Below are 14,664 nucleotides of genomic sequence, written 5' to 3'. Positions count from 1 at the left end.
CCTAAAAAGGGCAAAAACAGCAAACGCACAGCAGGCTGGTAGTTATCGTCGAAACAAACTTGGCAACACGCGTGCTCTCCTTGTGTATACGGGTCGGGCCTGCGGCCATTTACTGGGCCGGGGTCAGGCAATAATGTTCGATCAGCTGGCTTAATAGACGCACTGTCGGCTGCAAACGTGACATTTCGAGGTGTTCACCGGGCTGATGCGCGCAGGTGATGTCACCCGGGCCCAACACGATGGTCTCGCAGCCAAGCTGCTGAAGATAAGGTGCTTCGGTGCCAAACGCTACTGCTTCGGCGCGATGCCCGGTGAGCCGCTCGGCCACGCGCACCAGTTCGCTGTCAGCCGCCTGCTCGAACGGCGCGACACCCGCCGCGATCGGGGCGAAATCGATTTTGACCTGATGACGCTCGGCCAACGGGTCGAGTTTGCTGCGAATGATTGAACGCAACAGCGCCGGGTCCATGCCAGGCAAAGGCCGCAGGTCAAATTCCAGCGAACATTGGCCACAAATCCGGTTCGGGTTGTCGCCACCATGGATGCAGCCAAAGTTGAGGGTCGGTTGCGGCACGCTGAACTGCGGGTTGCGGTACTCGTTCAGCCATTGCTGGCGCAGCCCTTTGAGCTCGGTGATCGCGTCGTGCATGGCGTCCAGCGCGCTGTGGCCCAGGCTTGGGTCCGAGGAATGGCCGCTACGCCCCAAAATGTCGATGCGCTCCATCATCACGCCTTTGTGCATGCGGATGGGTTTGAGCCCGGTCGGTTCGCCAATCACCGCGGCACGCCCCAGCGGCCGCCCGGCCTCGACCAGCGCACGTGCACCGGCCATGGAGGTTTCTTCGTCGCAGGTGGCCAGAATCAGCAACGGCTGCTTGAACGGTTGGTCCAGCAGCGGGCGCACGGCTTCGATGATCAAGGCGAAAAAGCCCTTCATGTCGCAACTGCCCAGGCCGACCCAGCGATTGTCCACTTCGGTCAGCTTGAGCGGATCGGTCTGCCACAGCGCTTCGTCATACGGCACCGTGTCACTGTGACCGGCCAGTACCAGACCGCCGGGGCCGCTGCCAAAACTGGCGAGCAAGTTGAACTTGCCGGGGCTGACCTGCTGGATATCGCAACTGAAGCCCAACTCACCCAGCCACGTGGCCAGCAAATCGATCACGGCGCGGTTGGACTGATCCAGATGGGGCTGAGTACAACTGACCGACGGCGTGCCGATCAACGCAGCGAATTGCTCTTTGAGGGACGGTAAGGGCATGCGCTGGCTTCCTGTTGGCTGGGCGAGGCCCATCATAGAGCCATCTGCGCCACAGAATAAACCCGCGCAACGCGCCGGGGCGGTGAGTCCTGTACACTGCACGGCCTTGGCAGCCACACTTTCCCCGGCTGCGCACCGTTCCTGGATTTTCCGGCCATGCAAAAAGAAACCGAAATCAAGCTCCGCGTCAGCCGAGAAACCCTCGCTGCCTTGCGCGAGCACCCTCTGCTGAAAAAACGCAACAAAAGTGGCTGGGAAAGCCGTGAGTTGTTAAACCAGTACTTCGACACGCCTGAGCGCGATCTGGCCAAGGCCAAGGTTGCCCTGCGCCTGCGCCGCGATGGCGAAGAGGTGATCCAAACCCTCAAGACCCGCGGCCAAAGCATTGCCGGGCTGTCGGAGCGCAACGAATACGACTGGCACTTGCCCAAGGCCAAGCTCGACATCAAAAAGCTCGAAGGCGAATGCTGGCCTGACGAACTGGCCGAGCTGGACAAAAAGACCCTGAAGCCGATCTTCACCACCGATTTCGTTCGCGAGCGCGCTGAAATCTCGTGGGGCCGTGGCAAAGCCAAGGTGGTGATCGAAGCCGCGCTGGACCTGGGCCACGTAATTGCCGGCAAGCAGAAAGAAGAAATCTGCGAGCTGGAACTCGAACTGCGCGAAGGCGAGCCGGCTGCCCTGCTGGAGCTGGCTGCCGAACTGGCGGAAAAACTACCGCTGATGCCTTGCGACATCAGCAAGGCTGAGCGCGGCTACCGCCTGTTCGACGCCAACAGCTACAACGTCACCCTGCCCGCTCCTGAATTGACCCCGGAAACGCCGCTGGACGACGCCTTTGCCGCGCTGGCCTGGCACCTGTTGGGCAATAGCCAGCGCTTGGCTGAGCAATACCGCTTCAATGGTCACTGGCGCTTGCTGCAAGACTGGCTGCACCAGTTGATTGACCTGCGTGCGTTGGTCAGCAGCCTCGGCCAGGCCGCCCCGCGCCAATCGACCCACACCCTGCGGGCCGAGCTGGATGCCCTGCTTGAAGACTGGCGCCCGATTGTGCAAATTGGCCAGGACGATGAAGACGTGCGTAAAGCTGCCCCTGAGCAGTTCCTCGAAGAGCTGGAAGACCCGCGCTGGGGCCAATTCTCGCTGAACACCTCGCGCTGGCTGCTGGCCCGCAGCTGGACCATTGACCGTGGCACCACCCGTGGCAACCGCCAGGGCGCTGCACAATTGGCCAGTTGGTTGCCGCGCTTGCTGTCGGACGAGGCCATTGCGCTGCGTCTGAACCGCTACCAGCAGCAACCAGAAGACTTGGCCGAGCAGCTGCCACGCATTGAACGCATTCAGGCCTGGTTGCGCCTGGCGCGTGGCGTTCTGGAGATCCCGGAAGTCGATCGCTTGTACGGTGAGATGAACAAGTTGCAAGAATTGGCGACCTTGCCAATCACTGACGACGCCGAGAGCAATGACCTGCTGCTCAACGCGCGCAAGCAACAAGCCATTGCCGTGTACCAGAACCGCGCCTGGAAAACCCTGCTGCGCGCCTAAGCTAATAGCGCCCACCTCCCTGTAGGAGCGAGCTTGCTCGCGATCTTTTGATCTTTAAATGATCGCGAGCTCCTACACTGGGTTTTACTCTTTTGGCATGTCCGCGTCGGGTGTTCGCCAGATCAGGCGGGTGGTGTCATAGCCCTGCTGCTGAGCCTTGCTGAGCAGTTCGTCGCGGGTTTGCTGATCGATCTGCGGCTTGCGTGACAGCAGCCACAGGTAGCGCCGGTCCGGGTTGCCGACCAGCGCGGTGCTGTAGCCATCCCCCAGATACAACACCCAGTAATCGCCCTTGGTCGCGCCCGGCAACAGCCTGGACACCCAGTTATCGAACTCGACCCACAGCTTGTCGGTTTTGCCCGGCACTTGCGGGCTGGCGGTGCCCTTGGCCTCTTCCCACTTACCTTCTGCCGTTCGGCAACGGTTCAACACCGCGACATTGCCGTCAGGTTTAAGCGTGTACTGAGCCTCGGATTGCGCGCAGTTACGCTGGAAGAACATCGGCAATCGCGCCTGCTCATACCACGTGCCCTGATAGCGCTGTAAATCGACGCTGCCCACCGTGTTCGGTGCCAGCGCGTCGTTGCTGGATGTCGAGCACCCGGCCAGTAACCAGGCTGCCCCGAGGCAGACTAAAAGACGTTTCATCGCAAACGCTCCCTGCGCTTTATTTAAGGCCCTGCCCCGAGAACATCAGCACTTTGTCACCGGCGTATTGCACGCTGATAAAGCTGCTCTTATCCCCCCAGGTACAACTCGACATCCCCAGCGCGCCCGAGCAATCGGTAGGGCTGCCCAGCAGTTGTTCCACCTCGGCCTTGGTCATGCCCGCCGACAGTTTGGAGTAGTTTTCTTGATTGACCTTGCTGCAAGCCGCCAGCAACACACAGAACGACAACAACGCCAAAGAACGCAACTTCATGGAAAAGCTCCTGAATAAAAGAATCGGCATCGCTGCCTGCTGCAAGCTTAGAAGAGAAAAGCGCGGGCAGGTTCCCTGACCCAGAAACGACTGTAGGAGCGAGCTCGCCTCGCGATCTTTTAAACAGTCAAAAGATCGCGAGACAAGCTCGCTCCTACAGAGGGTGCGGCGATGTATTTACGCTTTGTGGTACGAGGTCACGCGCGCCACTTCTTCTTTCGAACCCAGGAACACCGCTACGCGCTGGTGCAGGCCTTCTGGCTGGATGTCGAGTATGCGCTGATGGCCGTCAGTCGACGCGCCGCCCGCCTGCTCCACGAGGAACGACATCGGGTTGGCTTCGTACATCAAGCGCAGTTTGCCCGGCTTGGACGGCTCGCGGCTGTCGCGCGGATACATGAACAGACCACCGCGGGTCAGGATACGGTGTACGTCAGCGACCATCGCGGCCACCCAACGCATGTTGTAGTTCTTGTTCAGCGGGCCGTCTTCGCCAGCCAGCAATTCGTCTACGTAGCGTTGTACCGGGGCTTCCCAGTGACGCTGGTTGGACATGTTGATGGCGAATTCCTGGGTGGTTTCCGGAATGCTGATGTTTTCGTGGGTCAGCACGAAGCTGCCCATTTCGCGGTCCAGGGTGAAGCCTTTTACGCCGTCGCCCAGGGTCAGAACCAGCATGGTCTGTGGACCGTAGATGGCATAACCGGCAGCAACCTGTTGGGTGCCTGGCTGCAAGAAGGCCTTTTCATTCAACGGCTCGTTCTGGCTCAGGTATTCGTTCGGGCAACGCAGTACCGAGAAAATCGTGCCGACCGGCGCGTTGATGTCGATGTTCGACGAACCGTCCAGCGGGTCGAATACCAGCAGGTAGGCGCCTTTCGGATATTTGCCCGGGATCTGGTAGGCATTGTCCATTTCTTCGGACGCCATGCCGGCCAGGTGACCGCCCCATTCGTTGGCTTCGAGCAGGATTTCGTTAGAAATCACGTCGAGCTTCTTCTGCACTTCACCTTGCACGTTTTCAGTGCCCATGCTGCCCAGAACACCACCCAGGGCGCCTTTGGACACGGCGTGGCTGATCTCTTTGCAAGCACGCGCCACCACTTCGATGAGGAAACGCAAATCAGCAGGGGTGTTGTTGCTACGGGTCTGCTCGATCAAATAGCGACTCAGGGTAACGCGGGACATGTAAGGCTCCGAACAATGGGGAGGGGGCGAAAAAACCCGCGCAGTTTAACGCGTGTTGCCGTGCAAATCTTCTAAACAGACTCACAACCGACGGAGAGGCCGGTGCTGAACCCTTAAATCAACTTAAAACAGTAGCCGCTGCCGCAGGCTGCGATAAGGCCCGAAGGGGCTTCGTTGTTAAAAAACGCGAGCCCTGCGGACTCGATCGCAGCCTTCGGCAGCGGCTACAGAGGTATTACAACGCCTTCCAGATGTCGGTCGCGTATTCACGAATGGTCCGGTCCGATGAGAACCAGCCCGCCCGTGCGGTGTTCAACACGGCCTTGCGCCACCATTCGTCCGGGTTGTGCCACAGGTGTTCAACGCGCATCTGCGCATCCCAGTAGGCATCAAAGTCGGCACACACCAAAAAGCGGTCGTACTCGATCAGAGAATCGACAAAACCGGTGTAACGCGCCGGGTCGTCGTGGGAGAACACCCCGCCGCGTATGGCTTGCAGCACATCATTGAGCCGATGCGACGCCGCAACGTCCGCCGAGGCGTGGAACTCGCCATTGAGCTTGCGGGCTTCGACCTGCTCGGAGGTCAGGCCGAAAATAAACATGTTTTCAGCGCCGATGCGTTCACTCATCTCCACGTTGGCACCGTCCATGGTGCCGATGGTCAGCGCACCATTGAGGGCGAACTTCATGTTGCTGGTGCCCGACGCCTCGTAGCCGGCAGTAGAGATTTGCTCGGACAGGTCCGCCGCCGGAATGATGTTCTCGGCCAGGCTGACGTTGTAGTTGGGGATAAACACCACTTTGAGCAGGCCGCGTACCGTGGGGTCGCTGTTGACGGTGCGGGCGATGTCGTTGGCCAGCTTAATAATCAGTTTGGCCTGTGTATAACTGGCCGCCGCTTTGCCCGCGAAGATCTTCACCCGTGGCACCCAGTTATTGCTCGGCTCGGCCCGAATAGCCTGATACAGCGCCACGGTGTGCAGCAGGTTAAGCAACTGACGCTTGTATTCGTGGATCCGCTTGATCTGCACGTCGAACATCGCTTCAGGGCTGACCACAACACCGAGCCGCTCGTAGATCAGCGCCGCCAGGGTGCATTTGCTCTGCAGACGTTGCTCGGCAAACTGTTTGCGGAAGTCAGCGCGCTCGGCAAAGGGTTCGAGCTTGATCAATTTATGTTCAGTTTCATCCAGCACATCCTCGCCCAGTGCGTTTTTGAGCATCGCGGTCAGCGGCGGGTTGGCCTGGAACAGCCAGCGGCGGAAGGTCACGCCGTTGGTTTTGTTGTTGATACGGTCGGGGTACAGCTTGTGCAGATCGGCAAACACCGTGCTGCGCATCAGTTGGGTGTGCAAGCCCGACACGCCGTTAACGCTGTGTGAGCCGAGAAACGCCAGGTTGCCCATGCGTACCCGGCGGCCGTTGTCTTCTTCGATCAGAGACACGGCCCGCAGCACGCCAAAGTCGTGAATGCCTTTTTCACGCAGTTGGTCGATGTGGTAGCCGTTGATCAGGTAGATGATCTGCATGTGGCGCGGCAACAGGCGCTCCATCAGGCCCACCGGCCAGGTCTCCAGCGCCTCGGGCAGCAAGGTGTGGTTGGTGTACGACAGCGTGTCGACGGTGACCTGCCAGGCGGTGTGCCACTCGATGCCGTGCTCATCGACCAGAATGCGCATCAACTCGGCGACAGCGATGGAAGGGTGCGTGTCGTTGAGCTGGATCGAGACATGCTCGGCCAGGTTGAGCAGGGTGTCATGGACGTTCAGGTGGCGGCGCAGCAAGTCTTGCAGCGAGGCCGAAACAAAGAAGAACTCCTGACGCAAACGCAACTCTTGGCCAGCCTCGTTACTGTCAGCCGGGTACAGCACGCGCGAGATGCTCTCGGCCCGCACCACTTCGGCCACCGCGCCCAAGTGGTCACCGGCGTTAAAGCGCCCCAGGTTCAAGTCATGCAGCGCCCTTGCACGCCACAGGCGCAAGGTATTGACGCTCGCCCCGCGCCAGCCGACCACCGGCGTGTCGTAGGCGATGGCGCGCACGGTTTCGTTGGGCCACCAGATTTGCCGTGACAGGCCTTGTTCGTCCTGTTTGGTTTCAACCGAGCCGCCAAAGCCTACTGAGTACAGCACCTCGGCGCGTTCAAACTCCCAGGGGTTACCGAAGTCGAGCCAATTTTCGGTTTGCTCTTGCTGCCAGCCGTCGACGATGCTCTGGCGGAACAACCCGTGCTCGTAGCGAATGCCATAACCGTGAGCGGCGACGCCCAAGGTCGACATGCTTTCCATAAAGCACGCAGCCAGTCGGCCCAGGCCGCCGTTGCCCAGGGCCGCGTCGGGCTCCAGCAGGCGGATGCGTTCCAGGTCTACGCCCAGCTCGGTCAACGCCTCACGTGCGACGTCGAGCAGGCCCAGATTGCTCAGGCTGTCGTAGAGCAAACGGCCGATCAAAAACTCCAGAGACAGGTAGTACACCCGCTTCTGGTCTTTGCGATAAATCTGCCGGGTATGGTCCATCCAGTGCTCGACCATATGGTCGCGGGCGGCCAGTGCAATGGCTTCAAACCAGTCATGGTCAAACGCGTGATCCGGGTCTTTACCCACCGCGTAAGTCAGTTTGGCCAGTACAGCGTCACGAAAAGCCGTTACCTGCGCGTCACGAACAAGCGGTTCCTGGGGCATCGATACAACCTCTGGCGGGATGGAGCGATTAGAAGGACGAATGGTGTCAGCCTAGACCGTTCGACAGGAACAACGCGCGTTGATTCGGGCTTTTTTTTATTAAAAACAGACGAAATGAACAGCGCCCCAAAACGATGCACCCCGCCTGCTAAACGCTTCAACGCACACTTTGTACAAAAAACCGGCAAATGGTGATTCACTCTGCCAACAACCCCGGTATGATCGCGCGCCCTGATGCACGCTGGAATACACCCTTGATGAAGTCCAACCTGATTGCTGCCGCGGAAATCGACCGTCTCGATACCTGGGCCAAATACTCCGCACCCATGTGCGGCTCCTGCATTTCCAGCTGCTGCACCCTGCCGGTTGAGGTCAAGGTCAAAGACTTGATCCGCATTGGCCTGGTGGACGAATTCGAGCTGGGCGACCCGCCGAAGAACATCGCCAAGCGCCTGCAAAAAGAAGGGATCGTTGAGCGTTTCAACCAGAAGTCAGGGATTTTCACCCTGCAGCGCATGAGCAATAACGACTGCCTGTACCTGGATCGCAAGTCGCGCATGTGCACCATCTACGACAAACGCCCCGACACCTGCCGCAACCACCCGCGTGTAGGCCCGCGCCCAGGCTATTGCGCGTACGTGCCAAAGGCTGTCGAGCGTAAAAACAGCAGCGAACGGCTGATGAATTTTTAAAGCACCTTACTCAAGCCATTTTGTGGGAGCGGGCTTGCTCGCGATGCAGGCAACGCAGACTTTGCTCAATCAACGCGGTGATGCCATCGCGAGCAAGCCCGCTCCACATTAGATGTCAGCCGTTACACAAACCCCGGACATAAAAAAACGCCCCCGACCGCAAGGTCGGGGGCGTTTTTGTAACCGCTAACTAATTAACTTAGTTTTTGGCCTTTTTAGCAGCGCGGGTACGCTCGCCTTCGTCCAGGATCTTCTTACGAAGACGGATGGACTTAGGCGTCACTTCGCACAGCTCGTCGTCCTGGATGAATTCCAGTGCTTGTTCCAGAGTGAAGCGAACAGGCGGAACCAGAGCGATGGTTTCGTCTTTACCCGAAGCACGCATGTTGTCGAGCTTCTTGCCCTTGGTAGGGTTAACGCCCATGTCGGTGTCACGGCTGTTCAGACCAACGATTTGACCGTTGTAGATCTCTTGACCGTGCTCAACAAACAGCTTGCCGCGTGCTTGCAGAGTTTCCAGGGAGTAGGTCAGTGCCTTGCCAGTTTCAACCGAAACCAGAACGCCGTTCTGACGGCCAGACATTTGGCCCGACTTCATCACGTCGTAACGGTCGAAGATCGAGGTCAGGATGCCAGCACCGTTGGTCAGGGTCAGGAACTGGTTACGGAAACCGATCAGACCACGAGCAGGGATGTTGTATTCCAGACGCACACGGCCTTTACCATCCGGCACCATGTTGGTCAGGTCGCCTTTACGCAGACCCATCTCTTCCATCACCTTGCCCTGAGATTCTTCTGGCAGGTCGATGGTGACGTTTTCGAACGGTTCGTGCTTCACGCCGTCAACCAGACGGATGATCACTTCTGGACGGCCAACGCCCATTTCGAAGCCTTCACGACGCATGGTTTCGATCAGTACCGACAGGTGCAGCTCACCACGGCCAGAAACCTTGAACTTGTCAGCCGAGTCGCCTTCTTCAACGCGCAGAGCAACGTTGTACAGCAGCTCTTTGTCCAGACGTTCCTTGATGTTACGGGAAGTCACGAACTTGCCTTCTTTACCGCAGAATGGCGAGTCGTTTACCTGGAAGGTCATGGAAACGGTTGGCTCGTCAACGGTCAACGGCTTCATCGCTTCAACGTTCAGCGGGTCGCACAGAGTGTCGGAGATGAACAGCGAGTCCATACCGCTGATGCAAACGATGTCGCCTGCGGCAGCTTCTTCAACGTCTACACGGTGCAGACCGTGGTGACCCATCAGCTTCAGGATACGACCGTTGCGGCGCTTGCCGTCAGCGTCGATCGCTACAACCGGAGTGTTCGGCTTGACGCGACCACGAGCGATACGGCCAACACCGATAATGCCCAGGAAGCTGTTGTAGTCCAGTGCCGAGATTTGCATCTGGAACGGACCGTCACGGTCTACAGCTGGCGCAGGTACGTTGTCGACGATCGACTGGTACAGCGGGGTCATGTCTTCAGCCATGTCGGTGTGGTCAAGACCAGCAATACCGTTCAGGGCAGAGGCGTAAACCACTTTGAAGTCCAGCTGTTCTTCGGTCGCACCCAGGTTGTCGAACAGATCGAAGATCTGGTCCAGAACCCAATCAGGACGCGCGCCTGGACGGTCAACCTTGTTGATAACCACGATTGGACGCAGGCCGGCTTCGAAGGCCTTTTTGGTCACGAAACGGGTTTGCGGCATAGGGCCGTCTTGAGCGTCAACCAGCAGCAGAACGGAGTCAACCATCGACATTACGCGTTCTACTTCACCGCCGAAGTCGGCGTGGCCCGGGGTGTCCACGATGTTGATGTGGTAGCCGTTCCAGTTGATGGCGGTGTTTTTCGCCAGAATGGTAATACCGCGCTCTTTCTCCTGGTCGTTGGAGTCCATCACGCGCTCGTCGTTGAGCTCGCCGCGCTCCAGAGTGCCGGATTGGCGCAAGAGTTTGTCTACCAGGGTGGTTTTACCATGGTCAACGTGGGCGATGATGGCGATGTTACGTAGATTTTCGATCACTTGTGTATCTCGATCAGAGGATTCGGTGTGCTGACAGGTCGTGGCAGCGATTAACAGTAGAGTCAGGCCTTGCCGTTACAACTTGACGGTGGCGTCGGGGGGCCGGTGACGCAGGCCACAGGCAAACAGCCCCGGGCTCTTAGCTCGGTCGATAAACGCGCACATTGGCATGTCCCTCACTGAGCAAATGGTGAGCATGCAGGCGACTCATCACGCCTTTGTCGCAATACAACAGGTACTGACGTGTTTCATCCAGTTCCTTGAAGCGGCTGTTCAATGCATAGAACGGCAACGCTTGTACTTCGATGCCAGCCAGTTCCAGCGGTTGATCTTCTTGGGCATCCGGGTGACGGATGTCGATGACGATCTGGCCCGCCAGCACTTCGCTGACCTCTTCGACTTGCAAGTCCTGGCCCAATTCGTCGATCACCCGATCGATCGGCACCAGTTTGGCCCGCTCAAGCGCTCGCTCAAGCACGGCCATATCAAACTGTTGTTCTTCGTACTCCACACGCGGACGCTTGGCGTGGGTCTTGGGGTTGACCGAAATCACCCCGCAATATTCAGGCATGTGCTTGGCAAAATCGGCGGTACCGATCTCGTTCGCCTGATCAATGATGTCTTGCTTGTGGCTGGCGATCAGCGGACGCAAAACCAGCTTGTCGGTCACGCAGTCGATCACCGACAAGTTAGGCAAGGTCTGGCTGGACACCTGGGAAATCGCTTCACCGGTGACCAGTGCATCAATTTCGAGGCGGTCCGCAATACGGGACGCAGCGCGCAACATCATACGCTTCAAAATGACGCCCATATGACTGTTGTCGACTTTGCCGAGAATTTCACCCAGCACTTCTTCAAACGGCACGCTCACAAACAGCACGCGCTGTGAGCTGCCGTACTTCTTCCAAATGTAGTGCGCGACTTCCATCACGCCCAATTCGTGGGCACGCCCGCCGAGGTTGAAGAAGCAGAAGTGGCTCATCAGGCCGCGACGCATGATCTGGTAAGCCGCCACAGTGGAGTCGAAACCACCGGACATCAATACCAAGGTCTGCTCCAGCGAGCCCAGCGGGAAACCGCCAATGCTGTCGTGCTGGCTGTGAATCACAAACAACCGTTGGTCGCGAATTTCGAAACGGACTTCGATTTCCGGCTTTTTCAGGTCAATGCCGGCCGCGCCGCATTCACGTCGCAGCTTGCTGCCGACGTATTTCTCGACTTCCATCGAGGTAAATGGGTGCTTGCCGCCGCGTTTGCAACGCACTGAAAAGATTTTGCCGGCCAGTACATCGCCGTAGTGCAGTTTGCACTTCTCAACGATGTCATCGAAGTCGCCCAGCGGGTACTCGTCAACTTGCAGAAAATGCGCAATGCCCGGCATGCAGCTCAGGCGCTCGGTCATCTCCTTCAAGGCTTTGGGGTCGCTCACACGGGTTTGCAACTCAATGTTGTCCCACACGCCTGTCACTACCACGGCCGGGTCCAGATCGCGGAGCACAGCACGGATGTTTTTAGCCAATTGACGGACGAAACGCATCCGAACCGGGCGGCTCTTGATAGTGATCTCGGGGAAGACTTTAACAATTAGTTTCATGAAAACAGCGCGCGAGCAGCCTGCCAAAAAAGGGGGGCGCGGATTATAGCGGAAATTGCTCAAGGTTTAACCAGTTATCGTACAAACGGTTTTCATCGCACCAAAATGGTTCATAAAGCACTTATTTCGCTTCATTTGAGTGCGATTAGGGCCGTGAATCCGTAGTCTTGTGGGCTGCCCTGCTTGAGATTGGGGCAAGTCGGGGCACTGGCATGCAATTTGCTCCCTTGTGAGGCAGGTTGCCTTGGCCGAGTATTCGCGCCGGCATCAACCACATTTAAAGGGCTACTCCACTACCAGCCCTAAGCCACCCCGGAGGACACTATGTCGAAGTCGGTTCAACTCATCAAAGATCATGACGTTAAATGGATTGATCTGCGCTTCACTGACACCAAGGGCACACAACATCACGTGACCATGCCGGCCCGTGATGCGTTGGACGAAGACTTCTTCACCGACGGCAAAATGTTCGACGGTTCCTCCATTGCTGGCTGGAAAGGCATCGAAGCGTCCGACATGATCCTGCTGCCAGACGACAGCACGGCTGTTCTGGACCCGTTCACCGAGCAGCCTACGCTGATCCTGGTGTGCGACATCATCGAACCTTCGAGCATGCAGGGTTACGACCGTGACCCACGTGCAATCGCCAAGCGTGCCGAAGAGCACCTGAAAGCGACCGGCATCGGCGACACCGTATTCGCAGGCCCGGAGCCAGAGTTCTTCATCTTTGACTCGGTTAAATTCAAGTCGGACATCTCCGGCTCGATGTTCAAAATCTACTCCGAGCAAGGTTCGTGGATGTCCGACCAGGACATCGAAGGCGGCAACAAAGGTCACCGTCCAGGCGTTAAAGGCGGCTACTTCCCGGTGCCACCGTTCGACCACGACCACGAAATCCGTACCTCCATGTGCAGCGCACTGGAAGAAATGGGCCTGACCGTTGAAGTTCACCACCACGAAGTGGCGACTGCCGGCCAGAACGAAATCGGCGTCAAGTTCAACACCCTGGTGAAGAAAGCCGACGAAACCCAGACCCTGAAATACGTCGTGCACAACGTTGCCGATGCTTACGGCCGCACCGCGACCTTCATGCCTAAGCCTCTGTATGGCGATAACGGTTCGGGCATGCACGTTCACATGTCCATCTGGAAAGATGGCAAGAACACCTTCGCAGGCGAAGGCTATGCCGGCCTGTCCGACACCGCTCTGTACTTCATCGGCGGCATCATCAAGCACGGTAAGGCCCTGAACGGCTTCACCAACCCGGCAACCAACTCCTACAAGCGTCTGGTTCCAGGCTTCGAAGCCCCAGTAATGCTGGCTTACTCGGCGCGTAACCGCTCCGCCTCGATCCGTATTCCTTACGTGTCCAGCCCTAAGGCTCGCCGTATCGAAGCACGTTTCCCGGACCCGGCTGCCAACCCGTACCTGTGCTTCGCTGCACTGCTGATGGCTGGCCTGGACGGCATCCAGAACAAGATCCACCCTGGCGATGCTGCTGACAAAAACCTGTATGACCTGCCGCCAGAAGAAGCCAAGCAGATCCCACAAGTGTGCGGCAGCCTGAAAGAAGCCCTGGAAGAGCTGGACAAAGGTCGTGCGTTCCTGACCAAAGGCGGCGTTTTCAGCGACGACTTCATCGACGCTTACATCGCCCTGAAAAGCGAAGAAGAAATCAAAGTACGTACCTTCGTACACCCACTGGAATACGAGCTGTACTACAGCTGCTAATCCAGACTCACCCGCGCTAGCGGCGTGATGTGAAAGGCCTCCTTCGGGAGGCCTTTTTTATGCGAAACGTCTTACGGCAATACGCGCAAACTCGCAGAACATATCTCCTGCGCCTGACAGCCACTTTAGAGCGCGATCTGTAGTTTGAGGCAACTCACCCTACGGACGCCGACATGACGCTCACTCTTAAAATAAAAGCCCTGCTGCTATCACTGGCCTGCCTGACGTTGTTGGGATGCACCAGCAAAACGCCTGGCGTCACAGTCGAGCAATTGATCAAAACCAGTGAATCCTGGGATGGTGCACCTTACGCCCCCTATCCTCTTGGACCGCCTGAAATTACCGTTCTCAAAATCATCATCCCGGCCAATACCGCACTCGGTTGGCACACACATCCCATGCCCAACGTGGCTTACGTGAAGTCGGGTGAGCTATTTGTAGAAACCCGGGACGGCAAACACAAACTGTTGCTCAAGCCCGGCCAGGTTCTACCCGAAGTGGTGCAAACAGAACATCGTGGAACCAGCGGTAACCAGCCCGTTGAGCTGATCGTGTTCTATGCGGGCGGTAAAGGCATGCCACTGTCGCAGTAATCGACTGGTGCGCTACTTTTTTGTAAGCCTCTGCGTGCTCGCACTGCCCGCGAGCGCGCAGGTGTACAAACACCTCGACGATCACGGCACGACTCACTACAGCAATACACCCCATGAGCCGTCAAATACCACGCCGATGACACTGGCGCCACTTAACCGCCAACCTGCTGTGGCAATTATCCCCGTCGACAACCCACAACACCTGCTGCCCGAGCAAGAACCCGCCGGCAGTTTTCCAACTGCCACACCCCCGCCGCCTCCCCCCGCAAACCCGAACATCGGCGCTTTTGAGAGAAACTGAATCTATTCAGCCAAGTTGCACTATATTGGTGCAAGAGCTGCACGATGACGCCGTTACCAGCCCACTTTGGTTCAAAAAGCCTCATTGGCCGAGCCGGTACGCGATCCAGATGGCCTCCAAGTCCCTATTTCAGG

At 57.8% G+C, this 14,664-nt stretch carries 12 protein-coding genes; 5 read left to right on the top strand and 7 right to left on the bottom strand.

Going from position 1 to position 14,664, the window contains the following annotated elements:
• Positions 1-109: 109 nt before the first annotated feature.
• Positions 110-1,261, bottom strand: coding sequence for an acetylornithine deacetylase (gene argE / locus GHO32_RS02695; RefSeq protein WP_048366769.1), 1,152 nt, complete (start codon positions 1,259-1,261; stop codon positions 110-112).
• A gap of 156 nt (positions 1,262-1,417) precedes the next feature.
• Between argE and GHO32_RS02690 the strand changes: the two genes are divergently transcribed.
• Positions 1,418-2,806: an inorganic triphosphatase gene (locus GHO32_RS02690; RefSeq protein ID WP_153334320.1), complete on the top strand. Its 1,389-nt coding sequence runs from the start codon at positions 1,418-1,420 to the stop codon at positions 2,804-2,806.
• Positions 2,807-2,890: 84 nt separating this feature from the next.
• On the opposite strand, the gene GHO32_RS02685 is transcribed toward GHO32_RS02690, so the two are convergent.
• From GHO32_RS02685 to GHO32_RS02670, 4 genes are all read right to left on the bottom strand, one after another.
• Positions 2,891-3,454: a lipocalin family protein gene (locus GHO32_RS02685; protein ID WP_153334319.1), complete on the bottom strand. Its 564-nt coding sequence runs from the start codon at positions 3,452-3,454 to the stop codon at positions 2,891-2,893.
• Between the two features lie 19 nt (positions 3,455-3,473).
• A complete protein-coding gene (bamE, locus tag GHO32_RS02680) occupies positions 3,474-3,728 on the bottom strand; it encodes an outer membrane protein assembly factor BamE (protein ID WP_048386449.1) in 255 nt (84 codons plus the stop codon).
• 177 nt (positions 3,729-3,905) lie between these two features.
• A complete protein-coding gene (locus GHO32_RS02675; RefSeq protein ID WP_153328092.1) occupies positions 3,906-4,916 on the bottom strand; it encodes a class 1 fructose-bisphosphatase in 1,011 nt (336 codons plus the stop codon).
• A gap of 235 nt (positions 4,917-5,151) precedes the next feature.
• Positions 5,152-7,599, bottom strand: coding sequence for a glycogen/starch/alpha-glucan phosphorylase (locus tag GHO32_RS02670; protein ID WP_048366774.1), 2,448 nt, complete (start codon positions 7,597-7,599; stop codon positions 5,152-5,154).
• Between the two features lie 254 nt (positions 7,600-7,853).
• Between GHO32_RS02670 and GHO32_RS02665 the strand changes: the two genes are divergently transcribed.
• Complete coding sequence (locus tag GHO32_RS02665; protein ID WP_048366966.1) at positions 7,854-8,291, top strand: YkgJ family cysteine cluster protein; 438 nt, start codon at positions 7,854-7,856, stop codon at positions 8,289-8,291.
• Between the two features lie 199 nt (positions 8,292-8,490).
• Here GHO32_RS02665 and typA read toward each other — a convergent pair whose 3' ends face one another.
• Both typA and thiI read right to left on the bottom strand, forming a co-directional pair.
• Positions 8,491-10,311 (bottom strand): translational GTPase TypA, encoded by a 1,821-nt coding sequence (gene typA, locus GHO32_RS02660; RefSeq protein ID WP_048366775.1) that lies wholly within the window; start codon positions 10,309-10,311, stop codon positions 8,491-8,493.
• A gap of 139 nt (positions 10,312-10,450) precedes the next feature.
• Positions 10,451-11,905, bottom strand: a complete 1,455-nt coding sequence (thiI, locus tag GHO32_RS02655; protein ID WP_048386453.1) for a tRNA uracil 4-sulfurtransferase ThiI — start codon at positions 11,903-11,905, stop codon at positions 10,451-10,453.
• A 324-nt stretch (positions 11,906-12,229) separates the two neighbouring features.
• Between thiI and glnA the strand changes: the two genes are divergently transcribed.
• From glnA to GHO32_RS27125, 3 genes are all read left to right on the top strand, one after another.
• Positions 12,230-13,636, top strand: coding sequence for a type I glutamate--ammonia ligase (gene glnA, locus GHO32_RS02650; protein ID WP_048366777.1), 1,407 nt, complete (start codon positions 12,230-12,232; stop codon positions 13,634-13,636).
• A 173-nt stretch (positions 13,637-13,809) separates the two neighbouring features.
• Entirely contained in the window at positions 13,810-14,229 is a 420-nt protein-coding gene (locus GHO32_RS02645) for a cupin domain-containing protein (protein WP_123751034.1), read from the top strand.
• Positions 14,195-14,530 (top strand): DUF4124 domain-containing protein, encoded by a 336-nt coding sequence (locus GHO32_RS27125; RefSeq protein ID WP_153334317.1) that lies wholly within the window; start codon positions 14,195-14,197, stop codon positions 14,528-14,530. Before GHO32_RS02645 ends, GHO32_RS27125 begins: the two co-directional genes overlap by 35 nt.
• Positions 14,531-14,664 lie beyond the last annotated feature (134 nt).

Source organism: Pseudomonas sp. FSL R10-2189 (genome assembly GCF_009600325.1).
Lineage (GTDB): Bacteria > Pseudomonadota > Gammaproteobacteria > Pseudomonadales > Pseudomonadaceae > Aquipseudomonas > Aquipseudomonas helleri.
The sequence above is the reverse complement of the archived record's forward strand: the minus strand, read 5'-3'. Positions and strand labels throughout refer to the sequence as shown.